This is a genomic window from Sorangium sp. So ce381 (assembly GCF_051473845.1).
GTDB classification, from domain to species: Bacteria; Myxococcota_A; Polyangia; order Polyangiales; family Polyangiaceae; genus Sorangium; species Sorangium atrum.
Genome location: NZ_CP150336.1, coordinates 7,070,772 through 7,097,558, shown reverse-complemented (window position 1 = coordinate 7,097,558; position 26,787 = coordinate 7,070,772). Strand labels below are relative to the sequence as shown.

The following is a 26,787-nucleotide window of genomic DNA, read 5'->3' as shown; positions in this document are numbered from 1 at the left end:
GTGACCGCCGCTCTACGCGCGGCGGAGGATGTCTTGCAGCGCGCCCTCCAGCCGGCGCTCGACGTCGGGGTCGTCGAGCGTCGGCGTGATCTCCTCGGGCACGACCCGCGCGCGCATGATGACCCGCGCATAGATGAACGCGTCGCGCGCGTTCGGAGGGTCCTTGTCGCCGAGACAGGAGCGGAGCAGCTGGTACGCTCGGCCTTTCACCACGCCTCCGCTGTCCGCGCCCGCTCGACGGTGGTGATGATCCGGCGCACCGCGGCGGTCGCGGTCTCGTGCGCCGCGAACGCGTCCCGCACGACGTGCGCCGCCCTCGCGGCGATGCCCTCGTCGAGCGTGCCCCCGAGAACGCTCTCGGCGAGCCGGACGAGCGGGTTGATCTCGACCATGTCCCGCGTGAGGGACCGCGTCGCCTGCGCGAGCTCGGACGCGGCCTCGGCCGGAGCGGAGCGCGAGAGGGCCACGGCGTCGTCGGCCAGCTCGGCCGCGATCCCGAACATGTCCCGGTAGCAGTCGACCGCCGCGCGCAGATCGTCCGGGCTCGGCGCGATCTGGGGCGCCTCCGGCAGCGTCGCCGCCGCGCGCTGCGCCTCGGCGATCACGGGAGCGATGGCCATGAGCGCGCGCTCCAGCGCACGCGCGGTCTGCCCGAACCGGGCGAGGCGCTCCCTCGCGGTGCGGCTCGGCGGCGGCGTGTCGCTCTCCAGCGCCTCGAGCCGCGCGCCGGCCTCGGCGGCGAGCCGCTTGAGGCCCTCGATGACGCCCGGCTCGAAGGTGCGCGGGACGAGGTCGAGCACGCAGAGCGAACCGACCACGTGCCGGCGCACCCGCACCGGCACACCCGCGTACGCGCGGATGCCGTAACGCTCCACCAGCTCCTTGGGCACGCGCTCGTCGTGAACGGCGTCCTCGACGACGAGCGGCTCCTCGTGGCGCACCACGAGCTGGCAGAACGAGCTGCTCCGTGAGGTCGCGCAGCTGACGCCCAGGTCGGGTGGCAAGCCGCGGTGCGCGCGGAACAGCTGGATGTGTCGGACCACCAGGCTCACCAGCGCTATCGGCGCCCGGGCGAGCTCGGCCGCCCGCTCGACGCAGGCGTCCAGGATGGCGTCCGCGTCGTCGCGCAGCAGCACGTGGTGCAGCTCGGCGAGGCGCGCGGGATCGTTCAAATCGGCCATGGGGGTGCTCTTGCCGGGGCGACATGGCGGGCTCGACCGCGAGCGCCGCCATGCCTGCGCCCGGCCCACGATCTTACCGCAACCTGGCGCCTCGAGGTGCCCCCGCGGGCGCTTCATCGGCTCGGTGCTCCAGGAAACACGACCCCACCGGCGTCCACCTGCGGGCCGGCGGCTTCGCTGTCCCGGCCTGGCGCGGATCGCGATCGATCCTCTGTCGGGTTTTTCAAATGACGCGGGGTCGAAGACCGGGGTCATGGTCTATTTCAACGCCATCACGATCGTGACCGAGTAGCAGGAGCGGCGCGCTCCGGCTGGCTCGGTCGAAACGTCACTCCATCAAACGTCTCCTCGATCCCGCGGGCGGCCTCGATCGTCCCCTGCCTCGTCGCGCTCCCGCGGCTCAGAGGCCGAGCTCGGATCTCGGGCCTGCGCACCTGGTGAGCAGCGCTTCGACCTCGTCGGCGGGATCGAGGGAGTACTCGTAGAATTCGCTCGGATCGAAGAAGGAATACGTGGATCCGGTCGACTCCTTGGTCCCCGTCGTGGAACGGTAGATGTTCCCCGCGGCGACCAGCGTGCCCTCGTCGTAATAATGAGGGCTCTTCACGGTGTCGAACACGCTGTTCTCGAGCACCATGTTGGTGCGGTTGCGCGCGTAGTTGCCGTAGGAGCCGATGCGCTGGAGCCTATTGTTATAGAGATGGGCGCGGAGCACGTTGTCCGTGCTGGGATTGCGCTGGTTCAGGTCGCGGAACCAGTTGTGATGGATGGTCATCTGCGCGGTCAGGTTCTCCGTCCAGCCGATCCCGAACGCCTTGTTGTGGTTGCTCAGGATGCTCCAGGACACGGTCAGGTACGAGGTGTCCTTGCGGCTGTCGATCATGCCGTCGCCGATGTGGTGGAAATGGCAGTGATCGATCCAGACGTGGTGGGCGGTGTCCATCTGGATCCCGTCGAAGTCCTGCGTCTTTCCTTCCCAGTCTCCTTCGACGAAGGTGTCGCCGATGGTCAGGTTGCGCAGGATGACGTTGTGCACTCCGACCCCCAGGAAGAACCCCCCCTGGGAGATCTCCGCCGTCGCGCCGACGCCCACGATGGTCTTGTCCGACGCGACAGAGATCTCCTTGCCCTTGGGGGACATCGTGATCTTTCCCTGGACCCGGATCACATAGGGCTCGGGCGCGCCGGCGTAGTGTTCGAGATCGGCCTGGGTCGTCACGGTGACCGCCGCGCCGTCTCGTCCGCCATAGGTCCCGTCCTGGCCCTCGCCGCTCACGCTGGCAAAGCCCTCCAGCGTCAGGGGACACCCCGCGCTGTCGACCGTGCCGTCCGCTCCTCCGGTACCGCCGTCCGTGCCACCCGAACCGGCGCTCGATTCGCCGCCGCCCGAACCCCCGGAGCCGGTCGCCGAGCCGCCGCCACCCACGCCATCAGGATCCAGGTTTCCACCGGTCGCCGAGCCGCCTCCGCTCGCTTCACCTCCCGTCGTCGTGCTCGTGCTCCCGCTTCCTCCTGCCAGCGAGGCAGCGCTTCCCGCGCCGCCGGACCCTGAAGTCCCGCAGGCAAAGGCGAAGCCGAGAGGAGAGACAGCAAGGAGGAAGGAGGCGACGCGGCTCTGCTTCATGGCGTCCTGGTCTTTCTTTGGTCGCAATCGATGAAGGGTGACGAGAGGCGCTCTCAGTCCGCAAACGTGGGTTTCCAGGGTGCGAGCATGTTCTCGACCGTGTAGCGCGCCGCCTCGGCCGCGCTGAGCTGGCTGGACTCGGGGGCTCGCTGGCTCGGCTTCGCGCCGGGTCCCGTGGTCATGTGCTCGGCGAAGCGCGCCGTCGCGAGCGTGTTGTCGCCCATGCGGACCCAGCCGACGGGCGCGATGTGCGCGCCGAGCTCGGTCCCGAGGTAGGTGGTCGCGCCGTAAGGGCGCCAGTTGCGACCCAGGGCGACCGAGCCGGACCTTACGGATCCGGCCGCCGTGGCCCGTCCTCCGAGAAACACGATGCCGAAAGGAGTCGATTCGTCCGTGCTCGGCGCTGTGATCGCCGACCCGCCCGCGGCGTTATGCATCGTGCAGTCCTCGAACACGGCGGTGGCGCCGCCGAAGATGAAGTCGACGCTGCCCTCGATGGTGCAATCCCTGAAGTACTGGGTTCCGCCCTTCACATAGAGGGTGTCCTGGTAACCGAGGGCCCGGCAATGGCGGAACTGCACGCGGCTGCCGGTGACGAGGAGGGCCACGGCCTGCACGCCCGGGCCCGTGCTGTTGGCGAAGGTGATGTTCTCGGCGGAGACGTCGCTCGCGGAGATATTGACGCTGAAGCTCCCCGACGTGCCCAGCGTGCCTCCCGCGCCGTTCGAGGTGTTCGCGTTGTCACCGTAGGTGAGCACCGTCGTCTCCGCCCGACCTGTCTGGCCGCAGAGCGTCACGTGGGGACGGTCGACGACGAGCTTCTCGGAGTAGGTCCCGGGGGCGATGCGAATGACGGTGGGCGTCGTGTTCGATTTAGCGACGCTGTTGATCGCGGCCTGCACCGAGGTGAAATCGCCAGAACCATCGCGGTTCACCTCGATGAGGGCTCCACCCGTCACGCTGTTGCAGTCGGACGTATCGCCGCCCTCCGAGCCACCTTCCCCTGAACCACCTTCACCCGAACCGCCGTCGCCCCCTGAACCACCTTCCCCTGAACCGCCGTCGCCGTCGCCGCCGGTCCCCACACCGGCGGCGCCGCCGGCGCCAGGGCCTCCCGATCCGCCGGACGACGCCGCGCTGCCGCTGCCCGTCGTGCCGCTCGATTGCCCGCTGGAGGCGGCGGACGAGCCACCTCCGGCGGACGAGGCCGGATCATCGGCGCCCTGCTCGCTCGAACACGCGAGGGAGCAAGAGAGTGCGAGAAGGGAAGGGAGCGCCAGGTAGAAGCGAGGACGCGGCATAGGAAAGTTCTCCGGAACAGAAGCAGGTGCGCATCACGTGCACCTCAGGAGAGCGAGTTGCTCGAGGAAGGTCAGACCCGCCAAAAAAAGGGACGGTCCTCGCGGAGCCGCCCTCGGGCCTCGCGCCCGAGGCGTGGAGCGGAGCGCTCTCGGCGCCGCGCGGCGGTGCCTGAGCGGGCTGCGCTTCCTGGGGCGGCCTTCTCCTGCGCTGCCTCGTTACTCGCGTGCGAGCGGCAGGGCCCAGGGCCCTCCGGCTCCGGCGCGGGAGATCACCTGGGGCAACGCGTCGCTCGCCCGCTCGGGCGCGTAGTCGTAGGGGGGCTCGAAGACGTCGTCGGCTGGCTCCCCGTTCCCGCCCAGGTGAACGTCGCTCTCGTCGCGGTAGAGGTTCGAATCAGGGACGGCCAGGATGCGCCCGCGGCCCGTCCCGTCGCTGCAGTCCGAGCGCCGCGTCGCTGCCTCGGCGTTCTCGAACACGCTCGCCTCGAGCAGCAGCTGCCCCTCGCAGGAAGCTCCGACCGCCCAGTCCGAGATGTTCGAGAACACATCGTTGAAGAGGTGGACGCGCGCCAGGGAGCCGGTGGCGAGGGGGGCGCGCGTGCTCACTTCATCGAAGCGACAGTGGTGCATCGTCACCTCGGCGTCGGTGATCGTGCAGGCCCAGCGCTCGCGGCCGCTGCACTCGGCGTCGTTGCTGCCATCGAAGTGGGCGTAGGAGAAGGTGACCCCGCGCGTGCCCGCGAGGACGTCGGCGAAGGCGTCGCTGATCCACCTGGCGGTCGTGTGATCGATCCATACCCTGGAAGGTTGCGTCAGCGTGAACGCGTCGCCCGCTTCGCGCAGGTGCGGGTTCACATCGTAGAGGGCGAGGTTGCGGAGGATCACGTTCTGGCTCTCGTCGAGAGCCATGCTCACGCCCGGCAGGGCGGCGCCGCGCCCGAGTCCGACGAGGGTCTTGTTGGAGCCGAAGTGGAGGACGCGATCGTTCCGCGTCGCCTCGACGAGCGCGCGCTCGCAGGTCGAATCCCCGGTGAGGATCTGATAGACCGTCTTCTCGGGATCCTCCGAACAGGTGCTCGGGCAGACCTCGATGTCCTCGACCTCCGAGCCTGTGCGGCGGAAATCGTGGATGCCTTCGGCGAGCAAGAGCACGGCCGGCTCGTCCGAGCGGGCGAGCCTGTCGAGCTCGGTCCAGCTGGAGACCAGCACGGGCGTCGCCCCCGCGCCCCCCGTGGTGCCCTCGCCAAAGCCGATCGCGTCGATCCGTATCACCTTCCGGAGGGCGATGGGCCCCCCCGTCCCGGGCGCGGGCCCGATCCAGCGAGCCTCCGTGCTCGCGGGGAAGGCAGCCTCCGGATCGCAGCCCGGCAGATCTCCAGCGCTCCCCAGCTCGCGCGCCGCCGTCCAGCCGCTGTCGTCGTAGCCGGGAGCGGTCCAGTCGCCTTCCGGCGCGGTGTTCAGCTTCCAGTCGCTGCCGCTCCCATGGCTGCGCTCGAGCTCGTCGAGGTGGACGAGCGCCGCGGGAGTCCCCGCTGCAGCATGAACGCTCACGGCGATCACGTTTTCTCCCGGCAGCAGGGAGAGGGGCACGAAGATCGGAGCGCGCGCCGATTCGCTCGCGGCGATGAGATCCCCGTTCACATAGACGCGGAATGTATCGCGCGCCGTGATGGAGAGACCGGGGCCCTCGAGCGCGCCGTAGCTCGTGTTGACGAGCGGCGAACTCGCGAGCTCCTCTCCCTCTCCGAAGGCGGCCCCGGGAGGGAGCTCCGCTGCGGGTGGCTCGCCGTCGCAGGCGAGCTCCGTGAGGGAAGGAGAGCCGCCGACACCCGCGTTCTCCGGGGGTCGGATGGCCGTCTGGATGAGCCGGTCCTCACAGGAGAGCCCCCAGGCCAAGGCCGAGAGCGCGGCGACTCGGAGGAGCCAGGTGCGGCAGGGGAGGCGCATGGCGAACAGGGCAAAGCTGGGGGGCGATGTCCGAGAGCGCAACCCAAATGCTCCGAGTCGCCCGCTCCGATCCAGCGTCCCGGCGGCGGCCGAATTTTTCTGGAGGGTCGGGACGCCCCCAAGTAACTAGGAGAGAGTGGCTCAACCCACGCGCTCCGCCCCGCCGCCCGGACCCACCCTGGCCCGCTTCCCCGCCGACAAGCGGTCGGACGCGAGCCTGGTCGCCGGCGCCGCCGCCGGAGAGCGCGAGGCCCTCGCCGTCATCTGGGACAGGTATTCGGGTCTCGTGCGAGGTGTGCTGTACGGCGCCCTCGGACCCGACACGAGCCTCGAAGACCTGGTCCAGGAGGTCTTCCTGGGCCTGATGCAGGGCGCCGCGCGCATCCAGGACGGGGGGGCCCTTCGCGGCTATCTCGCGTCCATGGCCGCGCGGCAGGCGGCGCTCGAGATCCGGAAGCGCAAGATACGCCGCTGGGTGGGCCTTTCCCCGAGCGGAGAGCTCCCCGAGCGCGCCCTCGCGCGCGTCGACTTCGAGCATCGCGAGGTGCTCAGCGCCCTCCACCGTGTGCTCGACAAGCTGAGCACGCGACGGCGCATGGCCTTCGTGCTGCGCCACGTGCAAGGCCTCGAAATGCTCGAGACGGCGGCGGCGCTCGGCGTGTCCGAGTCGACGGTGCGCCGTGAGCTCGAGAGCGCGCGCGCGTTCTTGCTCAAGGCGCGCGAGCCAGCCCTCCAGGAGTTCCTGTCCCGGTGTGAAGGACTTTGGCCATGAGCGAACCCGAACGACAGCTCGATCCCGTCGCGGCCCTCCTGCAGAGAGCCGCTCAGCTGAGCGAGCCGGAGCGCCGCGAGGCGCGCGCCGCCTTCCTGCGCCGCGTCGACGAGGAGCAGGCTCGCGCGAGCAAGGCGCGGGTGGTCGTTCGCTGGGTGGCTCCGCTCGCCTTCGCCGCGAGCGTGCTGATGGCCGTCGTCTTCTTCTGGCGAACGGAGCGAGGTCTCGATTACGTCGTCGAGGGCGCGGTGAACGAGAGCGGTTATGTGCGTGCGCCCGTCGATCACCCGGCCGCCATCACCTTCTCCGATCAGACGCGGATCCGGGCCGCGGCAGGGACGCGGCTTCGCATCGACGAGATCAAGAACGAGCGCGGCGCCCGCATCTCGGTCGAGCGCGGCCGGATAGAAGCCGAGGTCACGCACACCGGGCACAGCGATTGGCGCTTCGTCGCGGGTCCCTTCGTGGTCCGCGTGGTGGGCACGCGCTTCGAGCTGCTCTGGGACGCCGATCGCGAGCGGCTCGAGGTGATCCTGCGCGAGGGCGCGGTCGAGGTGGAGGGCTACTCCGGCTCTGGGGTCGTGAGCGTGCGCGCGGGGCAGCGCTTCGTGGGGGACGCTCAGGCGAGGACCCTGCACGTCAGCGACACGACGGCGCAAGGCCCCGACACGGCGGCGCAAGGCCCCGACACGGCGGTGCAAGGCCCCGACACGGCGGTGCAAGGCCCTGACACGGCGGTGCAAGGCCCCGACACGGCGGCGCAAGGCTCCGAGCCCGCGCCTCCTGCAGCGCAGGGACAGCACGCCGAGGTCGCGGCGCCGCCGCCGGAGTCCGCTGCTCCCCCGGCGCCGAGCGTCGCTGAAACCCCGGCGCCCCTCGTCGCCCCGCCGAGCGCCAGACCGCCCTGGAGCAAGCTCGTTTCCCAGGGCGAGTTCCGGCGCGTCGTCCAGGAGGCCGAGGCGCGGGGCACGCAGAGCTGCCTCACCTCCTGTGATGCCGCCGATCTGAACGCCCTGGCCGACGCCGCTCGCTACGTGGGGCAGAGCGAGCTCGCCGAGCAGGCCCTGCTCGCCCTGCGCGCGCGCTACGCATCGACCGCGGGGAGCCGCGCAGCCTTCTTGCTCGGGCGCCTTCACGAGAGCCGCGGCGCCGCCGCGCGCGCCAGGACCTGGTACGAGACCGCGCTCCGCGAGGCGCCGGGCGGCGCCTTTGCCGCCGAAGCGCTCGCGGGAAAGATGCGCACGGTCCAGAGCCTCGAAGGACCGGCCGCCGCGCGCGCGGTGGCGCAAGAATACCTGCGCCTCTATCCGAGCGGGGTCCACGCCAAGACGGCTCGACAGCTCGCCGCTCAGCCCTGATCGATGGTCCGGCGGGCACGAACGCTTTTCGTCCTGCTCCTGCTGCTCGTCTGCCCTCGAGCGGCGTGGGCGCAGCGCGTGCTCGTCGTCCGACCGGATCCGCGCGATTCCACGCTCTTCGAGGCCTTCGGACGGCTCTCTGCCGAGCTGGAGCTGCAGTCCTTCGAGGTCATCGTGCTCGGGAGCGCTGCGCGCTCGCCCGGAGCCGAGGAGCTCGAGCAAAAGGCGCAGCAGAGCGAGGCCTTTGCGGCTGTCGCGCTTCGGCGCGACGGAAGCGGCACGGCCGCCGAGGTGTGCATCGTGGACCGCGTGACCGGCAAGACGACCACACGCAAGCTCCTCATCGATCCCTCCAGCGATGGCCCGATGCTCCTCGCCGTGCGCGCCGTCGATCTCCTGCGCGCGAGCCTCCTCGAGCTTGGCTCGGGCCAGGCGCCCGCTCGGGATGTGCTTGGCGTCGAGGCCCAGCCGCCCGCCCCCGAGGTGCTCCGCTTCTCCCGGGAGCCGCCCCGCTTTCACGTGCGCACGGGAGGGCTCGTCCTCTTCACCCCTTCGGTGGGCGGCGGCGTCGGCGCGCAGATCGGGGCGCACACCCGCCTCGACGAGCGCTTCCGTCTCGGCCTGCTCCTGGGAGGTCCCCTCTTTGGCGCCGAGTTCCGTGCAGCAGGCGGCGCCGCCCGGGTGCGCCAGGAGCTCGCGCTCCTCCGGGCCAGCTGGAACCTCGGGCAAGCAGCTGGCGATCTCCACTGGGAATGGGGGCCGCTCCTCGGCATCGGCGCCTACCATCTCCAGGCCACCGGTGATGTCGAGCCGCCGCTCGTGGGGCGCAGCGAGGAATTCTTCAGCTTCGCCGCGGACGCGGGGCTCGGCGTCCAGTACTTCTTTCATCCGAGCGTGAGCCTCGGCCTCGAGCTCACGTGTCTCACGCTCCTGCCGCGCCCCGTCATCGCCGTCGAGGAGGAGCGCTCCGCTCCGCTCATCGCGCAAGCCCTGGGCACGCTCAGCCTGGGGGTCTCGTTCTGAGGACGCGTGGCGAGCCGCCCTCGAGGCGTCACGGGACGAGGGAGTTGATGTACTCCTCGAGGTTCGTCCAGCCGTCGCCGTCGCGGTCGCCATTGCGATCCTCCGGGTCGCCGGGGTCGAGCGCCGCGGAGACCTCCCACGCATCGGGCATCCCGTCCTGATCCGTGTCCCTGGGCGCAGAGCCGCCCGGGATGTCTCCAACCGCGTTGGGGAGGCCGAGGCTCTTCTCGTCGCTGATCGTGGCGCCGTCGGTCCCGAGGGACGCGAGCTCTTCCATCACGAAATCGTCGACCGGGTCACGCCAGAGAGACGCCCCGGCGTGCTTCATCACGTGGTCGAAGGCGTCCTTTGCGCTCATCGCGGGCACGTCGGGGACCTCCACGCTCGGAGTCGCCTCCCAGGTCACCGAGCCGAAGTCCCCTTGGCCGAGCAGGCGGCCGTTCAGGACACCATCCTTGTTGCTGTCGTACCAGTTGTCGACGGCATAGAGGTGGTAGTCGGGCGTGGGGCTGTCCAGGGTACCGCCCTTCGTCTCCGGGCCGGTGATCAGGTAGTTTCCGACCATCGCCCCGTCCGAGCGTCCGCTCGTGTCGCCCAGGATGTAGCCCGAGGCGACCCAGTTGTAGACGACGTTGTTGACGAACTGCAGCGTCCCGCGGGCCTTGGGGTTACGGGAATTGTTGTCGATGTACAAGGACCGGATGATCGACGTGGCGCTCGTGTTGACGATGCCGCCCGTGCTGTGGGTCTGGAGCCCCTGAGCGACGATCGAGTCTTGCAGCGTGATGTTGTAGAGCTCCGCCCCGCTCTCCCGGTTCAGATCGAAGGTGCCGTCGCGCCCCCAGCTCAGGGAGCAATGGTCCCAGATCACATCGTGACCATTGGCCATGGTGACGGTGTCCTTGCCGGAGTCGCCGATCTTGCCCATGCGAAACCGCACGTAGCGAATGATCGTGTTCGAGGCGCCGGAGAACGATGTGCCGTTCCCGTAAATGGTGATGCCGCCGCCAGGCGCGGTTTGCCCGGCGATCGTCTGGTTGTTCTTGAACACAAGGCGGGAGTCGATCTTGATGACGCCGCCGACGTCGAAGACCACGGTGCGATGCGGCTGGCTGATGGCGTCCCGCAGGGATCCGGGCCCCGAATCGTTCAGGTTGGTGACATGGTAGACGTCGCCGCCGCGGGCGCCTGTGGCCATCCGCCCGAATCCCTCGGCGCCGGGGAAGGCCCCGAACGCGACGGCGCCCGACCCGCCCGTCCCAGCGCCGCCGCCCACACCCGGACTCGGCGCGCCGCCGCCCACACCCGGGCTCGGCGCACCGCCGGCCCCCCCGGTTCCCGTTGTCACCCCGGAGGAGGCGTCGCTGCCCGACGCCTCGCTGCCCGGCGCCTCTCCGCCCGTGCCAGCAGGATCCATCGAGGGAGCTCCGCCGCCCCCGGAGCCGTCGTGCGGCGTCTCAGAGCACGCCCACGCGGCTGCGCCCAGAGCAAAAAGTGCCAGCCGAGAAATGCTCGCCCGGCCTGGCAGGCCTCGCGCCCAGGTCTTCATGCCTCCGGAGTTGATCGAGCTCCCGCTCACCTTTCAGAAATCGTCACCCGCGGCGCAGGATGGCGTACTGCGTCGCACGCGATATCGCCGAGGCCCACGCAGTGTTGCCAGTGGGCTCAGCCGACGCGGGCGCGTCGACCTCAACGCGGCTGGCTCAACGCAAACGCGATGCCGCTCTGGAGCGAGCCCATCGTGACGATGCTGTTCAGATCGACGCCGAGCGCCACGAGGATCTGCGCCACCTCCGGCCGGATGCCGGTGAGGACCATCTGCGCGCCGAGCAGGCGCACGGCCTTCGCCGTCCGGATGAGCGCGTCGGCGACGTGGGAGTCCACGTTCGATACGCCCGTGATGTCGAGGATCACCACCCTGGACTGCTCGGCGCTGACGCCCTGGAGCAGCCGCTCGAGGACCGCCGCGGCGCGGCTCGAGTCCACCGCGCCGATGAGCGGCATGATGACGGCCCGATCGCTGATCCGGAGCAGGGGGGTCGACAGCTCGCGGAGCATGGCGGCCTGGAGCCGGATCATCTCGTCCTTCAGGCGGACGCGCTCCTCCTCGGCGCGCTTGCGCTCGGTGAGGTCCGCCGTCACGGTCGCCAGCGCCATGGGCTCCCCGGTCTCCGGGTCCCTGATCAGGAAGGAGTTGTAAAGGACCGGAATCGCAGCCCCGGTCTTGAAGTGCCTGAACCTGAACTCCCCGACCCAGCGGCCGTGCTCCATCGTCGCGGGCATGATGTGCTGCTCGATGTAGGGGAGATCGTCGGGGAAGAAGAAGCTGCCGATCGTCACCCGCGGCAGCTCGCTCGCTTCGAGGCCGACGAGCTCCCGCCCTGCCTCGTTGAGGTACTGGGCGACCCCTTCCATCGAGGCGATGCCGATGAAATCCGAGCTGTTCTCCGTCACGGCGGCGAGCCGCTTCTGCTCCGCCTCGATCTCGAGGAGCTGCGCCTCGCGCTCGTGCAGCGCCCCGATCTCGCGCCTGTGCTCGGCCAGCTCCCGCTCGCGCTCGGCCAGCTCCTGCTCCAGGCGGACGACGCGCTCCCGCAGCGCCGAGGCGTCGCTCGGATCGAGTCGGCCATCCATGCTCATGGCGCTCCCCTCATGCCAGCTTGTTCACACACGCTCACCGCTGCGCGGCGCCCAGCACCACAAACGTGTTCCTGCGAACCGCCGTGTGTCCGAGGCGTGATGAACTATAGGCGAGAGGAAGGCCTGCGATCTACTTGAAAGCCAGGCTGGATGGATTTGATGCAGTCGTTGGCTTGCCCACGTTGGGTCCCAGCCATCAACATTGCAGGTTTTCCGCGCGGCGGCCGGGCGCTGCCGGCATGGTGCGCTCATGACCGTCCGCGCGGGTCGCCGTGAGTCACCGCGCTACCGCAGGATCTCCTCGAGGAGCGCGTTCTTCACGCCGCGGCGATCCTCGCCGAACGACGTGACGCCCAGGCCGTAGTACTGGTTCATGATGGTGAACCACAGATCGCGGAGCTGGCGATCGTTGCCGAGGGCGTCGTAGGCGACGTGCGCGTCGTTCAAGAAGACGCCGTCTCCGCCGAGGAGCACGATGGGCAGGTCGTACCCGTCGTGGTCGTGCGAGCGCATCTCGCTCATGTGCACCATGACGCAGTGATCGAGCACCGTGCCGTCGCCCTCGGGGATCGCGTCGAGCCGCTGCGCGAGCTGCGCGCTCTTCTGGTTGAGCCAGCAGTTGATCGCCGCGTAGTCGAGGTTGCTCTGCGTGACGATCTTGTACTGGCCGTTCTGGGTCGCGCGGTCCAGGTTGCCGGCGGCGTGCTGGGAGGAGTGGTAGTGCAGGCTGGCCTCTCTCCTGTACGCGAGTCCCACCTTGGCGCGGACGTCCTCCGGGATGCACCGGTACTCGAACTCGGAGCGCATGTCGTCGTGCATGTGGGTGATCACGCGCGTCACGTCGCATTGAATCGCCATGACGATGAGGTCGATCATGACCTTCGCGTGATCTTCGTGCTTGTACGGGCCGGCTCCCGTGTTGTCGTTCTCGTTGAGCCCCTCCGCCTGGCCCGGCGGCTCCGGGACCACGCCGGGCTGGCTGATCGGGCTGCAGCCAAGGCCCATCGAGGGGGTCATCGTCGACTGGACGCGGGTCGCGTTCTTCTCGATCTCGCGCAGCGAGTCCAGGTATTGCTGGACGATCTTGCGATCGTCGGTGCCGACCCGGTTCATGAGCGAGTTCGCGTCCGCGAGCACGCCGTCGATGACGCTCTTCTCGGTCGCCGCGCGCCGCTCCGCCTCGATCCTCGCCTGCTCGTCGGTCTGCCCTGGCATGGACCCCGCCGCGCCCGCGCCGACGAGCGCGTCGAACACCGCCTTCGGGTTGACCGAGCGCTTCAGCGGCTCGCTCGGGCTCTTCCAGGAGAGGACCTGATTGTAGGCGTAGCTGCGCTGGTCGAAGAAGCCGGGCTTGACGCCGAGCCCCGTCTGCAGCGACGGGATGCGGGTCGCCTGCTCCGGGCCTGCCTTCTGGACGATGAGCTGGTCGACCGAGACGCCGTTCCCCACCCACTCGCCGAGGTCCCGGCGCGCCTCCCTCCCCAGCTGATCGGCGTCCACGCAGGTCGAGAGCGCCGCGCCGAGGCGCGAGTGCGAAGGCTCGATGTAGGGGTGCTGCTCCGTGCTCCACGTGTAGTTGCCGAGGCGGCTGATCATGAGCATCTTCGACTTCACCGGCGCGAAGTGCTCGAGCACCCTCGGCAGCTTGAAGTCGGCGCCCTTCAGCGTCTTTCCGAACGCCGGGGCCGTCTCCCACCAGTGATGGGGCGCCCCGTTCGGAAAGGTGCAGAGCACGAACCGCTTCGGGGTGCCGGGTTCACCGCCGCGCGCGCTGCGCGGCGCGAGGCTCTCGAGAAACGGCAGCGCCAGGCAGACGCCCGCGCCGCGCAACAAGTTTCTGCGTGTCATCAAGCGTTTCATGTGCGCATCGCTCCTTCGTGCCTCGTCGTGTGCAGAAACAACGCGTGCGGCCTCACCGCGCCTAGTCCTTCGCTCGAAGGCGGAACGCATCGCTGGTCACCACCTGCTTCGCCAGATCCGCGATCGTGCCGCCGGCCCAACGCCCGGCGATCTCCTTGATCCTCGTCCTGTCCCCGGCGCTCGGGCGCCGGCGCAGGGCATAGCTGAAGAGCTGCTCGGAGGGGCACGTCCCCGAGCGGGCGGCCTCCACGAGCGCCGGCACGAGGCCGGAGATGTCCTCGAACGCCGCGCCCTCGTACACCCCCGTCGCGTCGATCGGGTCGCCGTTCGGGTACTGGGTCCTGTAGGCGCCGATCGGGTCGAAGTTCTCCAGGCTCAGCCCGATCGGGTCGAGCACGTCGTGGCAGCCCGCGCAGTCGGGCGACGCGCGGTGCTTCTCGAGCTCCTTGCGCACGTTGGTGACGCCGCCCGTCTCCCCGTCCGCGGCGCCGAGCTCCGGGATATCCACGTTGGCGGGCGGCGCCATGGGCGCGCAGAAGAGCTGCTCCAGGATCGTCTTCGCGCGGGACGTGGGAGAGGTCCGGTCGGCGCGGGACGACAGCGTCAGGAACGCCGGGAGCGTGAGGAACCCCTCGCGCAGGCCCTCGGGGTCGTTCGCATAGAGCGGCTCGATCAGCCGGCTCTCCGGGTGGGGCGCCGTGAGGAACTCGGACCACGGCCGCCCGCCGGTCGTGAACTCGGCGAAGTACTCGTTGACCTGGTCGAGCATCGCGCTCTTCATCTCATCGTTCCAGTTCGGGAACTGGCTCGTGTCGGCGTTGTGGCTGGGGAGCGTGCGCGTGCCGAGCCACTGCCCGAAGAAGTTCTGGAAGAAGGCGGCGCTCTTCGGGTCGTCCAGCATGCGGTCCACCTGCTGCTCGAGCTCGCCCGCGGTGGCCAGCTCATCGCTCGCCGCCGCGTCGAAGAGCTCCTCGTCCGGGAGCGAGCTCCAGAGCAGGTACGAGAGGCGCGACGCGACCTCGTAGCCGTTGAGGGCGCCCGGCGATCTCGCCGAGTCGGGGCCCAGCTCGATCCGGAGGATGAAGTGCGGCGACGTCAGCACCGTCCGGACGACGTGCTGCACCGCCTCGACCGGGGACATCTCGAGGGTGGTCCGCGCGTCGTCGTACTGCGCCGCGTACCGGTCGACCTCCGCCGCCTCGAGCGGGCGCCGGAAGGCGCGCAGCCCGAAGCGCTCGATGATCTCGCGTGCGCACCGGTCGTCCGTGCCCTCTGCCGGGTCGCACACGAGGATCTTGGCGCGCTGCGCCTCGTTCGAGAACGCGTCCTCGGCGAGCGTCCTGGCGGCGTCGTAATACCCCTGGACCAGGACCTGCGAGAGGTTCGAGAGCGCGTTGACGTTTGCGTCGAAGCCCTTCGCGCCGAAGGCCGGGAATCCGTCCGCGGGCCGCAGGCTCGTTCCCAGGAGGTGGGCGACGGTGGAGTTGTACTCCGACGCTGTCATGTGGTGCAGAGGCATCCTGTCTACAGCGATGGCGGCACCCTGGTCCGGGGTCTGCCCCGGACTCTGCTCCGAAGAGTCATCACCCCCGAGGGTGCCAGTGCACGAGATGCTCAGGAGGCATCCCCCGGCAGCAATCCAGGGACTCGCGAACACTCGGTCCAATCTGAATGTCATCGTCGGCTCCCGCGTGTGGAATCGGCAGTTCCGTCTTGTGACCGGAGCGCGCTGTTTTCGTGATCAAATCGACCGCGTGCGGGCATAAACGCGAAGATCGCGGGGGGTCGTATGAATACAGGGGCGGCGGCAATCGGCATCGGGCAAGCGCCTGCTCGACCTGCGCGTTCGGCCAGAGCCTGCCCTCCACGGGCGCGCGCATCGACCGCCTGTCCTCGTCGGTCGGCTCGTCCGCGTCTCGAAGGGGCGCTCAAGAGCGCCCGCTCGCCAGCACCCAGCTCATCCATGGCGGCCTCCTCGGATCTTGGCGTGGTGGCGGTGCACCGCGTCGGAAAACGCCTGTCGAGCGGCCCTCAGCCGCGCATACACGGTGTTGACGTTGACCCCGATCCCCTGCGCGATCTCCGACGCCGGGAGCTCTTCCAGCTCGGCGAGGAGGAGCACCACGCGCTTCTCCTCGTCGAGCGACGCCAGGAGGTCGTGCACCACGCGCGCGGCCTCCGCCCTCTTCATGACCTCGTAGGGGCTGAGGTCGCTCGGCCCCGCGAGCTGCTCGGGATCCACGATCTCTCCTGTCCCGCGGTGGGCAGGGCTCTGCCGGCGCTGCGCTCTCCGGTGCGCCTGTACGACGTTGACCACGATCCCGAAGACCCACGTCTTCAGCGACGAGCGGCCCCGGAACTCCGGGAGCCGCCGGTGCACGACGGCGAACACTTCCTGGCATACGTCCTCGTGCGCGGAGGCGTCCGCGACGAGGCGGCGCACGGTCCGCCAGACCAAGGGGAAGATCTCCTCGTACACCTCTGCGAAGTCGAGCGGCGCGGCCTGTACGCCCGCCGCGGAGACCGCGTCGGCGGGCGGAGGCGTCGACGGAGCGACCGCGGCGCGGGCGGTCACGGGCTGCACCTCGCCGCCGGGTGCATCGGAGCTCGCCAAGATACAGTACCACACACGGGGGCCGGCCAGTCGCAAGCCTGCCAACGCGCCGCGATGAGATCGACGCGGCAGCCGTCGCAGGCGGCGAGGAAGGCGTCGAGGTGCGCGAACGGATCGGTCTTTCGGCCGCCGCCGTAGAAATCCATCCTATGCGAGCCTCCCGGATACCAGAACCTAGCCATGCACCGAGGGGTGCCGCCTTCACCATTGCGAGGCTCGCTCGTCCGAATCTACTGCTCCGAGCTCGCCCTTCGAGAGGGGTTGCAATCCGCATGGAACATCTCCCCCTGTTCCTGGCTCAACCTCTCGAGAGCGCGGCATGGACGGCCCCTCAGGCGGGCCGGGTTTCAACATGACAGCGCCGCGCGTCAGGCGCGGGGAGAGGGAGACATTGATGATAAAGCGATGTTATTCAACAGATGAACCGCCGCTGTAATCGCTGCTATACAAAGGATGCTACCGGCCAGGACTGCGATTCCAGCCGCGGGCAATTGATTGAGCTCACCGTGACTCGCATCCGCGACGACCGAACGAATCCATGCCGATGTCGTTCGGGACATGAAGGTCTCGGTGCGCGTACCGACCCCTTCAGCGGGGAAGCGAAAGGATACCCGCTAGGGCCGATTGTGAACGCTCACACGCGCAGTGTCAACTCCTATCGGTGGGACCGCGGAGCTCCTCGAACCCTGGGGAGGACACGGCTGGCGGGGCTCCTCCGGAGCGCCGTGTCAAGAGCAGCGGGCAGCGGACGTCAGGGCACAGGATAGCGTCGCTTCCCGTCGAGCAGGCTGGGCTCGGCGATCTTCTGGGCTCACACACGGGACGGGGGGCGCTGGCTGCAATACACTCGGCTCGGAAACCTCGGCTCGGAGCCATGCGCGCCCTCGTCCTGAGAGCCCCGAAGAGTCCGCTCGTGCTGGAGGATCGGCCCGCTCCGCGGCCTGGTCCCGGTGAGGTGCTGCTCCGCGTGCGCGCCTGCGCCGTGTGCCGCACCGATCTGCACGTGGTCGACGGCGAGCTGCCGGACGCGAGGCTGCCGCTCGTGCCGGGGCACCAGATCGTGGGCGAGGTCCTCGAGGAGGTGCCCGCGGTGGGCGAAGGGCCGCGGTTCGCGCCGGGCGTGCGCGTGGGTGTGCCCTGGCTCGGCTGGACCTGCGGCGTGTGCGCGCATTGCCGCGCAGGGCGGGAGAACCTCTGCGACCGGGCGCGCTTCACCGGGTACCAGATCGACGGCGGGTATGCGGAGCTCGCGGTCGCGGACGCGCGCTTCTGCTTTCCGATCCCCGACGGCTTCCCGGACCTCTCGGCCGCGCCGCTGCTCTGCGCCGGGCTCATCGGGTACAGGACGCTGCGTCTGGCGGGGGACGCCGAGCGGATTGGCATCTACGGGTTTGGCGCCGCCGCCCACCTCGTTGCGCAGGTGGCCCGCTTCGAGGGTCGGCGCGTCTTCGGGTTCGTCCGGCCGGGCGACGACGCGGCGCGCGCGTTCGCGCTGTCGATGGGGGCCGAGTGGGCAGGCTCTTCCTTCGACGCGCCGCCCGAGGAGCTCGACGCGGCGCTGATCTTCGCCCCGGCCGGCGATCTCGTGCCGGCCGCGCTGCGCGCCGTACGCAAGGGCGGCGCCGTGGTCTGCGGGGGAATCCACATGAGCGACATCCCCTCGTTCCCTTATTCGATCCTGTGGGGCGAGCGGGTGCTGCGGTCGGTGGCGAACCTGACGCGCAGGGACGGCGAGGAGTTCCTCGCGCTCGCGCCGCGGGTGCCCGTGCGGACGCAGGTGAACGTCTACCCGCTGCTGGCGGCCAACGAGGCGCTCGACGATCTGCGGAACGGCCGCTTTTCGGGGGCAGCGGTGCTCGTGCCGACGTGAACCCAGCTCCCCGAGCGCCGCGCCGATCAGCCGTAGGAGGTGTGCTGTCTGGGACGTGTCGGCGATGCGCTCGCGACGCGTGACTCAGGCGCAGCCTGGTATTCGTTCCAACTTTGTCCGGATACGTAGTTGGTCCAACAAGTCAATTCCACGGAGGCGCCCAAGGACATGAGCTGGCCAAGGGGGGGTGCTGCTCATGATGGTTCGAGGCGTCCTGGCTCCGCGGCTCGGCGAGACCGTCATGGATCCAACGAGGAGATGTCCTCGTCGAACGCCGCCTCGGCCTCGCCGAGCGCGACGTCTTCGATGTCGCTCGGGAGCAGCGCGGGTACCTGGACGTGACGGGTAGGCACGGGCGCCGCAGGGAGGTTGAGCCTCAGTGACTGTTTCATCTCTGTGAGCGTCCTCAGGAACATCGTGAATAGCTCTTTCATGAGGACCTGGTATACCGGCGCGCGCGCCGCGCTCGTATACCCGACGGCCAGCGATGCTCCATGGTATAAAAACGACGCAGGCGCCGTGACCTCGTAGCCCGGGCTGTCGGCGAGCACCATCCTCAGATCTTTCAGCGGGCATGATCGCACCACGAGGTTATGCCCCGGGGGGATGCGATCCTTGATGGAGGCCCATGTCGTGCACGCTTGCGTCAACCACTGGCCTTGGTCCGAGGCCTGCCTGAGTTTGTCGCCAATATAGTTCGCGCCCGCGAGCAATCGTCCATATTCGATGCCGCCGCCGAGGTCGCCGAAGAGGTCCGCCATGGTGAGCTCGCCGTCGACGACCTCCTGGAGCTGGATCAGGGTGACGGGGATCATGGCGCGCGCGTGCCGCGGCTCCGCGACGAAGAGGATCGCGGCCATGGAACACAGGAATTCCATCATGGAGAGCTTGACGTCGATCTTCTTGGCATAGTTCGAGAGCCACCATTTCTCGCTGAACTGCAGCGCGCTGGTGCTCTGGTCGAGCCTGACCCCGCGCAAGAACCGCGCCTTCACGCCCGTGAGCGGCACGACCTGTCGTTGCACGTCCACGGACGGCATCTCTCCCTCCACGAGGCCGATGAGCACGCGAGCGATTATTTGCTGGTCTTGCGGAGAAAAGCGCGCGAGCCCTTGCCAGATCTCGTTGTATGACAGGTCGAGCACGCGCACCTGCCAGCGCGCATCCGTGGCGCCGACGCAGGGCGTGACGATGCGCGTGGTGCCCTTGCCCGAGGAGTCCTTCTGGTTGATGGCCAGCACGGAGCAGAACGGCCAGTTCAGGATGGTCGCGTGGTGTATCGTGCGGTCGGGGTGCTTCGCGTGCACCGCGTTCAGGGCCTTTCGGACCGCGATCAGCTCCTCCGTGGCGCCGAGCAGACCGCTCTTGCCGACGTCGATGACGTGGCATCGTTTTACTTGCAACAGCGGGGTCTCTCCCCTGTCCGTGAGGCGCGTGAACTTCTTGACGAGGCGAATCTCCCAGGGCTTCGTGTCGGCCTCCTCGATCCAGGGCATCGAAAAGAGGTCCCTCTTGTGGACGTGGAGGACGTCCTTGACGTGGAGGATCTGTGAATTGAGCATCTGGCAGCAGGCGAACTTCATCTGGGGGGAGCTCCGGAAGGCGTCGTAGAGCTCGTGCCAGTGCTTGGCCTCCTTCAACGCGAGGAGCATCGCGAGGAGGTCATTGGGGGACGATGCGCCCAGGGTAGAGCCGAACAGATTGGTGACCATCTCTTGAAGCGCCGCCGGCGGCGGAGCGCCGATGATCCTCATCATGCCGTGGATGTATTCGGAACGGAGCATGGGCTCGAAGTCATCGTCGTCCTCGTCGGGTGGCTCGACGAGCCGAGGCAATTGGAGGTGGCCACCCGCGTACTGGAACGTCCAGATGGGGAACCGGCCGACGGCCTGCAGTTGCTCGATCACGGCGAGGTCGCATCCATGGGCGCCCAGGTGGCTCTTTTCCTTGCCGATCTTTGCGCGCTTGCAGCAGAACCACCGATTGCATTTCGCGCATTGCGCGACGGCAGGGTTCGTGCACGGCCGGCTGCTGGCGCCCAGCACGAAGGCGCATCTTCCGCAGGGGTGCGCGGCCTCGTCGCGGTGGTCGTCGCAGACGAAGGTCTTGCAGGTAGTGCATTTGAAGGGGGTGCGCTCGCGGCATGTCAAGACCGAGCATTGTCCCCTGTTGACGCAATCGTGCGATGCGGAGCTTTTATGGCGTCGACATAGGGGCTCGTGGCAGCGATCGCAGGAGAGCGCCGTGAGCGCGTCGCAATGGACGCACTGCTTCACGTCGTCCGGCGCGTGCGCGTGCGCGTGGTCGCGGGCGTGGGGCGCGCAATGAATCTGGCCGCAGAGGCGGCACGAGCTCGTCGCCGTCGTGGGACAGCGCGGCTGTGCGCAGTGCGGGGAATCGATGTGATTATGATGCTTGATGCAAAGGAAGTGGCTGCACTTGGGGCATGGAGCCGCGGCGGTGCCGTGGCAGACAATACAAGTCTGGCCACACGCGCCGCTGTTTTGGTGGCGGAGCAGGTGATGGCTGCAATAGCTTTTCCCGCAAGAGCAGCGGACTCCTGGCTTTCCGCAGGCGCCGCACGAGGGGTGATTGTATTTGTTGTGCGGGATGGAGCATTCGTGGCACAGGACCTTGGCGCACGCAGCGCATTTCTGCACGACCACGCTGTCCCGACTGCAGGCGCCGCAGATCTCTTTGCAATTGTGGTTGTGAAGGTGCGCCAGCGCCGTGCAAAAATGCTTCTTGCAGCCGTCGCACTTCTTGACGGTGAAGGGGGTGCCGCAGTCGGGGAATTGACATTGGGGCATGACGGCCTCGTCCTTGTGCCGCGAATAGGCTACGGCTCCGCGAGCGGGATGCCTGGCCCGACGATCGCGGCCTCGTGAAAATCCAGCTCGGTCGCCTCCGCGAGGACGTGATCGATACGCGCTTCAGGCGGCACGCGCGGATCCGCGAGGAGCGCGCGCAGGCGCGGGTGCTCGTGAAAGCGGGGGTGGATGAGGACGCGCATGGCGGCCAGCCATACAACCGACCGGTGGTCGGAGAGGCCGAAGGCGAGGCCGATCTCCATCGACTCGCGGCAATGCTCGAACAACGCGTCGTCGCCGAGGTCCGCCACGAGGTCCCGGAGCTCGGCGCGCAGGTAGTCGCGCGCGAGGTCGCACTGCGCCCGGCGCTGCCGCTCGGCCAGCGCGGTCTTTTGCTCACGACGGATGATCATGCCGTTCCGCAACGCATCATGGTCAGGAGAAGGCGTCAATCGGGGGGGTAGGGGCCATCTCGCGGCGCGCACCGCCGATGTCCTTGGTGATGGTCATGACGCGGATTGCCCGTGGCGCGCAAAGGTCACCTGAAGCCCGCAGGCTGCGTGGGCGACCCCTTCGATTCCCGCAGGACCTCACGCTCACGCGCGACCACGGGACAGGCGACAGCGCGCTGGTCGAAGAGGAGCCGGTTCGTCGCGAGCGCGCGCTCCACGGGTTCGTCCGCGATCACGGCGAGCGCCCGGTGAAGGAGCGTCGCGACGCACTGCACCTTTACCACGTGGCCGATCGGCCGGTTCGCCGCGCTCCTCGAGAGCGAAGCCGCGGCCCGCCTGGAGCCCCGCGGCGAGCGCGGCCTCCCACGCGCGGGGCTGCTCGCCGCGCAGGTCGCGGAGCAACGGCCGCCGGCGGCCTCTGTCGCCTGACAGCGTCTCGCCCCCAGGCATAGGCGGGTATGCCTATGCCTCGATCCAGAGGGCTCGGGTACGAAGTCGTTGCAGTCACCTGCATCGTGTGATGCGAGGACGGACGGCGAACTCGGACCAGAACGCTCAATCACCGCATCTGTTCGGCTGCGGCCAGCTGCAACCATCCCGGGCAACGGGAAGGAAACGGGAGGTTTCCCCATGGGCGCATCGCCCCCTCACGCGCCGCGCGGCGCCGTCACGCTGTCGCTGTGCTTCTTGATCGCGCTGCTGGAAGGGTTCGACATCCAGGCCATCGGCGTGGCCGCCCCCCTGCTGATCCCCGCCCTGGGCCTGACGCCCGGGCAGGCGGGCGTCGTGTTCGGGGCCGGCATGGTCGGGCTGGTCTGCGGCGCGCTGGCCGGCGGCTGGATGGCGGACCGCATGGGCCGCAAGCCGCTGCTGATGATGGCCGTCGGCGTGTTCGGCGTGTTCACGCTGGCCACCGTCGTGGCGGGTGGACCTCTGTCGCTCGGCATCTACCGGCTCCTGGCCGGGGCAGGCCTGGGGGCGGCGATGCCCACCCTGGTGGCCGTCGCCCTGGAAATCGCCCCGCCCGATCGGCGGACTCGCACCACCACCTTGATGTTCAGCGGCATGCCGGCCGGCGGCGCGCTGGCGGCGCTGTTCGCGGCCGGCTTCCTGGCACGGTTCGGCTGGCACAGCATCTTCCTGGCCGGCGGCGTGCTGCCGCTGCTGCTGCTGCCGGCCATCGCGCGCCTGATGCCCGACAGCCGCACGGCAGCGGCCGGCGGCGCCCAGCAGCAGGGCGGGGGGCAGGCGCTGTTCGGCCATGGCCGGCTGCTGGTCACGCTGCTGGCCTGGTTCACCTTCGGCCTGACGCTGCTCGTGCTGTATCTGCTGCTCAACTGGCTGCCATCGCTGGTGGCGGCCAAGGGCCTGGGCGGAAAGGGGGGGGCTGGCGCCGCCTTCGCGTTCAATGCCGGCAGCGTCGTCGGCTGCTGGGTCATCGGATTGCTGGTGGACCGGTTCGGGCCGCGCGCTCCCATCATCGCGGCCTATCCCGCCCTGGCCCTGTCGCTGTTCGGGCTGGCGGGGGCCAACAGCCTGCTTCCGGTGCTGGCGCTGGCCGGCCTGGCGGGGTTCTTCTTGCTAGGCGCGCAATATTCGCTCTATGGCGTCATCCCGCTCTATTACCCGGCGCGGGCGCGCGGGCTGGCCACGGGCGCCTCCATCGCCGCCGGCCGGCTGGGCTCCATCGGCGGGCCGCTGGTGGCGGGCCACCTGCTGGGCCAGGGCTGGGGCCCCGCCGGCGTGGCCATGGCCATGGTGCCGGTGGTGCTGTCGGCCGGGGTGGCCGCGGCGGTGATGACCATTCGCGGACGCTACGCAGGTGATTGAGGGAATGGCGGGGGCGATCGGCGCCCGGCCGCGCGCCGGGCGTCCTCCGGGAGGCGGGGCCTTCGGCCTGCGCGGTCCCGAGGGGCGCCGCCCGCCGGATCGTTCGAGAGGACTGGCTGCTGCTGGCGCTGGCGGTGCTGTTCGTCGCGCGCTTCGCCCGCGCGGAGGCAGCTTCAACGAGGGGCGGCGTCGAGCCGCATGTCTGCGGGAGGACTCATGCAGGTAATCGTCGCGGGCGCCGGGATCGGCGGCCTGGCCGCAGCTCTGGCGTTACACGCCGCGGGCCATGAGGTGACGGTGTTCGAGGCCGTGCCTACCATCCTGCCGCTCGGGGTCGGCATCAACCTCCTGCCACACGCCGGCGAGGTGCTGGACGAGCTGGGCCTGGTCGAGGCCTTGATGGCCCACGGGGTGGCGACCCGCGAGCTCGTCTATTTCAACCGCTTCGGCCAGCGCATCTGGGGCGAGCCGCGCGGCCGCTTCGCCGGTCACGCCGCGCCGCAGATCTCCCTGCACCGCGGCGCTCTGCAGGGCGTGCTGTTCGACGCCGCCGTCGAGCGGCTGGGCCCCCACCGGGTGATCTGCGACCGGCGCCTCCTGGACCACGACGAGGGCGAGGGCCGCATCGCGGCGCGCTTCGTCAACCGCGAGGGCGTGGCCTCGAAGGTGTCCGCCGATCTCCTGATCTGCGCCGACGGCATCCATTCGGCGGCGCGCGCGAGCCTCTATCCGGACGAGGGGCCGCCGGTCTACGGCGGTCGCATCCTGTGGCGGGCGACCAGCGTGGCGGCGCCCTTCCTCACCGGCGCCAGCATGATCATGGCCGGGCATCAGGACCAGAAGTTCGTCGCTTATCCCATCTCCCCACCGGGGCCGGACGGCCGCCAGACGATCAACTGGATCGCCGAGCTCACCGTCGCCGAGAGCCTGCGACGGGAGGACTGGAACCGGCGGGGCGATCCTGCCGACTTCCTGCCCAGGTTCGAGGCCTGGCGCTTCGACTGGCTGGATGTGCCCGGCCTGATCCGGGGCGCCGAGGCGATCTACGAGTTCCCGCTGGTCGACCGCGATCCGCTGCCGCGCTGGAGCCATGGGCGCATGACGCTGCTGGGGGACGCCGCCCATCCCATGTACCCGATCGGCTCGAACGGGGCGAGTCAGGCCATCCTGGACGCCCGCGCGCTGGTCCGCGCGCTCGCCGCCCACGCCGATCCGGTGGAAGCGCTGGCCGCGTACGAGGCGGAGCGCCTGCCCGCCACCGCCGCCATCGTCGCGGCCAATCGCGGCAACGGTCCTGAGCAGTGCATGCAGATGGCCCAGGACCGCGCGCCCGACGGATTCGACCGCATCGAGGACGTCTTCGCCCCCGGCGAGCTGGAGGCCATCGCCGCCCGCTACAAGGTGCTGACCGGCCTGAAGCGCGCCTCGGAGCCCCGCGCGTGAGCCCTCCCCTCGTCCCCCTGATGACGCTCGAGGTGGCTGTGGACCCGCCGGTCACCGTCAATCCGAGCTCGCCCGGCCGGCGCTTCATCCCGATCGTCGGCGGCACGGTGGCCGGCGGCCTCGAGGGGCGGGTGCTGCCGGGCGGCGACTGGCAGACGATCTGGGCCGACGGGCGGATGGACATCTCCGCCCATTACATCCTCGACATCGCCGGCCATGGAACGGTGGAGATCGTCTCCGAGGGCGTCCGCGCCGGGCCGCCGGAGGTGCTGGCGGCGCTCGGGCGCGGCGAGGCGGTGGACCCCGGGCTCTATTACTTCCGCACCGCCATCCGTATGCGCACCTCGGCGCCAGGGCTTCTGCGGCTGAACGCCGTGCTGGCCCTGTCCGTGGGCGAGCGGCTGGCCGACCGGGTGCGGCTCACGGTGTACGAGATCGGCTAGGGGGGCGCGAGCGTGGCCGAGATCGTCGAGATCTCGGATGGCCTGACACGGAGAACGCATGAGCAAACAGACGAGAGCGGCGACACGCCGGGGCGATGTCGGCGCAGGGTTCTTGGCCGTCATCCTCGGCATCACTTCCTTCCATCGCCCGGCAGGGGCACAACCGCCGCCCGAGGCGCCGCCGGCGCCCACGGGCGAAGGTCCGACGAGCGCGGCCCCCGCGACCGAACCCGCGGGCCCTCCCGCAGACGCGAGCGCGGCGCCAGCGCCGCCTGCGGAAGCCCACGCCGGCGCGCCGGCGCCGCAGAGCGCCGCCGGGCCCGGTGCAGCTTCGACGGCACCGCCGGCGGACAAGGAGCCATGGAAGAAGCCGGTCAGCGTCGCGGCCTGGGCCCGCATCGGAGGTCGCTTACAGAACCCCGGCGCGCGCGAGAAGATGGACCGGCTGCTCGGGGACGGAGAGCTGGATCTGTCGTTTTCAGGCGAAATCAACCGATTCATCGGCCTGCAGGGCGCGATCGTCGCTCAGTTCGGGCCGACCCCGACCGGGGGCAACATCACGGGCAGCGTGACCATCCGTGACGTCATCGCCAAGTTCCAGTTCCATGATCTGCTGAACGTCTGGATCGGTCGAATGATCGTGCCGTCGGATCGCTCCGCCTTCTCCGGGCCGTGGTCGATGGGGCCGTGGAACTATCCCGGATTCTTCGAGCCCTATGCGCCGCCGATCGGGCCGAGGCAGGGGCCTTTCGGGCGCAACGACGGGGTAACCGCCTGGGGCAAGGCGGCAGGCGGCCTGTTCAAGTACTACGTGGGGGCCTTCAACCTGCATGACTCTTCGGTGAGCCCGCTCTACACGGCGAGGCTCAACTTGAGCTTGCTCGACCCGGAGCCGGCCTATTACCAGAAAGCCACGTACCTCGGCGAGAAGAGCATCCTCGCGCTCGGCGTGGCGGGTGAGGTGCAGAAGGAAGGTTCGGTCGAGCCTTTGCCGCCCCCTGCGGCGGGCGAGCCCCCAGGCACCCCGCGCAAGGACACCTATGGCGAGGTCAACGCCGACCTCCTGTTCGAGAAGAACCTCGGGACGGCGGGCACCATCACGCTCGAGGGCGCATTTTACAAGTACTTCGGCGACTTCGAGAGGTTCGACCATTCTTATTTTGCGCTCGCGAGCTACCTCACGCCGAGCAACATCGGCGTCGGGAAGCTGCAGCCTCTGGTCCGATTGCAACAAGCGAAGCCGAAGAACGCCGACTCCTATCTGCTCATCGATGCCCAGCTGGGCTACATCATCGAGGGGCACGCTGCGCGTGTCGCGCTCGGCTATCAAAGAAGCGATCTGTCGGGGGCGAAGGGGAACGCCCTGTTCCTGGGCGTCCAGCTGCAGAAGTGATCCCCGAGGCGGTGGGGTTCCGCGCCCACGATCCGCGGCATAGGTGAGTATGCCTATGCCGCGAGTCAGAGGGATCGGGTAAGAGATCGTTGCAATCACCTCCATGGCGCGCTGCGCGAGATCGTGGGGCGTCGTGAAAACATCCAATCCGGTGTCCATGCGGATCCGTTCAACCGGTTACTCGGTGCACAGCGCGCAAACGAGGACGAGCCCTGGCAGGCGCGAA

21 protein-coding genes are annotated in these 26,787 nt (G+C 69.3%); 8 read left to right on the top strand and 13 right to left on the bottom strand.

Features of this window, described 5'->3' with window-relative positions; translation table 11 throughout:
* Positions 1–12: 12 nt before the first annotated feature.
* From WMF29_RS26455 to WMF29_RS26435, 5 genes are all read right to left on the bottom strand, one after another.
* Positions 13–210, bottom strand: coding sequence for a hypothetical protein (locus WMF29_RS26455; protein WP_437322919.1), 198 nt, complete (start codon positions 208–210; stop codon positions 13–15).
* Positions 207–1,181, bottom strand: a complete 975-nt coding sequence (locus tag WMF29_RS26450; RefSeq protein WP_437322918.1) for a GAF domain-containing protein — start codon at positions 1,179–1,181, stop codon at positions 207–209. The genes WMF29_RS26455 and WMF29_RS26450 overlap by 4 nt, the downstream gene beginning before the upstream one ends.
* Positions 1,182–1,581: 400 nt before the next feature.
* Positions 1,582–2,805, bottom strand: coding sequence for a pectate lyase family protein (locus WMF29_RS26445; RefSeq protein ID WP_437322917.1), 1,224 nt, complete (start codon positions 2,803–2,805; stop codon positions 1,582–1,584).
* Between the two features lie 53 nt (positions 2,806–2,858).
* On the bottom strand, positions 2,859–4,106 hold the full coding sequence (locus WMF29_RS26440; RefSeq protein ID WP_437322916.1) for a pectinesterase family protein: 1,248 nt from the start codon (positions 4,104–4,106) through the stop codon (positions 2,859–2,861).
* Between the two features lie 216 nt (positions 4,107–4,322).
* Positions 4,323–6,053 (bottom strand): pectate lyase family protein, encoded by a 1,731-nt coding sequence (locus WMF29_RS26435; protein WP_437322915.1) that lies wholly within the window; start codon positions 6,051–6,053, stop codon positions 4,323–4,325.
* Between the two features lie 136 nt (positions 6,054–6,189).
* Between WMF29_RS26435 and WMF29_RS26430 the strand changes: the two genes are divergently transcribed.
* Genes WMF29_RS26430 through WMF29_RS26420 form a run of 3 tightly spaced genes read left to right on the top strand, consistent with a single transcriptional unit; the run spans position 6,190 to position 9,206 of the window.
* The gene (locus tag WMF29_RS26430) at positions 6,190–6,825 is read left to right on the top strand and encodes an RNA polymerase sigma factor (protein WP_437322914.1); all 636 of its coding nucleotides are present in this window, start codon (positions 6,190–6,192) and stop codon (positions 6,823–6,825) included.
* Positions 6,822–8,183 carry a FecR domain-containing protein gene (locus WMF29_RS26425; protein ID WP_437322913.1) on the top strand — a complete coding sequence of 454 codons (1,362 nt, stop codon included), beginning with the start codon at positions 6,822–6,824 and terminating at the stop codon, positions 8,181–8,183. Before WMF29_RS26430 ends, WMF29_RS26425 begins: the two co-directional genes overlap by 4 nt.
* 3 nt (positions 8,184–8,186) lie before the next feature.
* Positions 8,187–9,206: a hypothetical protein gene (locus WMF29_RS26420; RefSeq protein WP_437322912.1), complete on the top strand. Its 1,020-nt coding sequence runs from the start codon at positions 8,187–8,189 to the stop codon at positions 9,204–9,206.
* 28 nt (positions 9,207–9,234) lie between these two features.
* Here WMF29_RS26420 and WMF29_RS26415 read toward each other — a convergent pair whose 3' ends face one another.
* The 5 genes from WMF29_RS26415 to WMF29_RS26395 all read right to left on the bottom strand — a co-directional run bounded on the left by WMF29_RS26415 (position 9,235) and on the right by WMF29_RS26395 (position 16,320).
* Positions 9,235–10,623, bottom strand: coding sequence for a pectate lyase family protein (locus WMF29_RS26415; RefSeq protein WP_437322911.1), 1,389 nt, complete (start codon positions 10,621–10,623; stop codon positions 9,235–9,237).
* 272 nt (positions 10,624–10,895) lie between these two features.
* Complete coding sequence (locus tag WMF29_RS26410) at positions 10,896–11,846, bottom strand: STAS domain-containing protein (protein WP_437322910.1); 951 nt, start codon at positions 11,844–11,846, stop codon at positions 10,896–10,898.
* Between the two features lie 285 nt (positions 11,847–12,131).
* Positions 12,132–13,694 (bottom strand): DUF1552 domain-containing protein, encoded by a 1,563-nt coding sequence (locus WMF29_RS26405; protein WP_437322909.1) that lies wholly within the window; start codon positions 13,692–13,694, stop codon positions 12,132–12,134.
* Positions 13,695–13,767: 73 nt separating this feature from the next.
* Positions 13,768–15,210 (bottom strand): DUF1592 domain-containing protein, encoded by a 1,443-nt coding sequence (locus tag WMF29_RS26400; protein ID WP_437322908.1) that lies wholly within the window; start codon positions 15,208–15,210, stop codon positions 13,768–13,770.
* A gap of 453 nt (positions 15,211–15,663) precedes the next feature.
* Positions 15,664–16,320, bottom strand: coding sequence for an RNA polymerase sigma factor (locus WMF29_RS26395; RefSeq protein ID WP_437322907.1), 657 nt, complete (start codon positions 16,318–16,320; stop codon positions 15,664–15,666).
* Positions 16,321–17,194: 874 nt separating this feature from the next.
* Between WMF29_RS26395 and WMF29_RS26390 the strand changes: the two genes are divergently transcribed.
* Positions 17,195–18,190 carry a zinc-dependent alcohol dehydrogenase family protein gene (locus WMF29_RS26390; protein ID WP_437322906.1) on the top strand — a complete coding sequence of 332 codons (996 nt, stop codon included), beginning with the start codon at positions 17,195–17,197 and terminating at the stop codon, positions 18,188–18,190.
* Positions 18,191–18,429: 239 nt separating this feature from the next.
* On the opposite strand, the gene WMF29_RS26385 is transcribed toward WMF29_RS26390, so the two are convergent.
* The 3 genes from WMF29_RS26385 to WMF29_RS26375 form a co-directional block, all read right to left on the bottom strand.
* Positions 18,430–20,340 (bottom strand): hypothetical protein, encoded by a 1,911-nt coding sequence (locus WMF29_RS26385; RefSeq protein ID WP_437322905.1) that lies wholly within the window; start codon positions 20,338–20,340, stop codon positions 18,430–18,432.
* A 689-nt stretch (positions 20,341–21,029) separates the two neighbouring features.
* Positions 21,030–21,413, bottom strand: coding sequence for a hypothetical protein (locus WMF29_RS26380; protein WP_437322904.1), 384 nt, complete (start codon positions 21,411–21,413; stop codon positions 21,030–21,032).
* 125 nt (positions 21,414–21,538) lie between these two features.
* Positions 21,539–21,736 (bottom strand): hypothetical protein, encoded by a 198-nt coding sequence (locus tag WMF29_RS26375; protein WP_437322903.1) that lies wholly within the window; start codon positions 21,734–21,736, stop codon positions 21,539–21,541.
* 346 nt (positions 21,737–22,082) lie between these two features.
* Between WMF29_RS26375 and WMF29_RS26370 the strand changes: the two genes are divergently transcribed.
* The 4 genes from WMF29_RS26370 to WMF29_RS26355 all read left to right on the top strand — a co-directional run bounded on the left by WMF29_RS26370 (position 22,083) and on the right by WMF29_RS26355 (position 26,561).
* Positions 22,083–23,282, top strand: coding sequence for an MFS transporter (locus tag WMF29_RS26370; RefSeq protein ID WP_437322902.1), 1,200 nt, complete (start codon positions 22,083–22,085; stop codon positions 23,280–23,282).
* Positions 23,283–23,498: 216 nt separating this feature from the next.
* Positions 23,499–24,725, top strand: coding sequence for a flavin-dependent oxidoreductase (locus WMF29_RS26365; RefSeq protein ID WP_437322901.1), 1,227 nt, complete (start codon positions 23,499–23,501; stop codon positions 24,723–24,725).
* Entirely contained in the window at positions 24,722–25,168 is a 447-nt protein-coding gene (locus WMF29_RS26360; protein WP_272093791.1) for a DUF3237 family protein, read from the top strand. The genes WMF29_RS26365 and WMF29_RS26360 overlap by 4 nt, the downstream gene beginning before the upstream one ends.
* 58 nt (positions 25,169–25,226) lie before the next feature.
* Positions 25,227–26,561: a hypothetical protein gene (locus WMF29_RS26355; RefSeq protein WP_437322900.1), complete on the top strand. Its 1,335-nt coding sequence runs from the start codon at positions 25,227–25,229 to the stop codon at positions 26,559–26,561.
* Positions 26,562–26,787 lie beyond the last annotated feature (226 nt).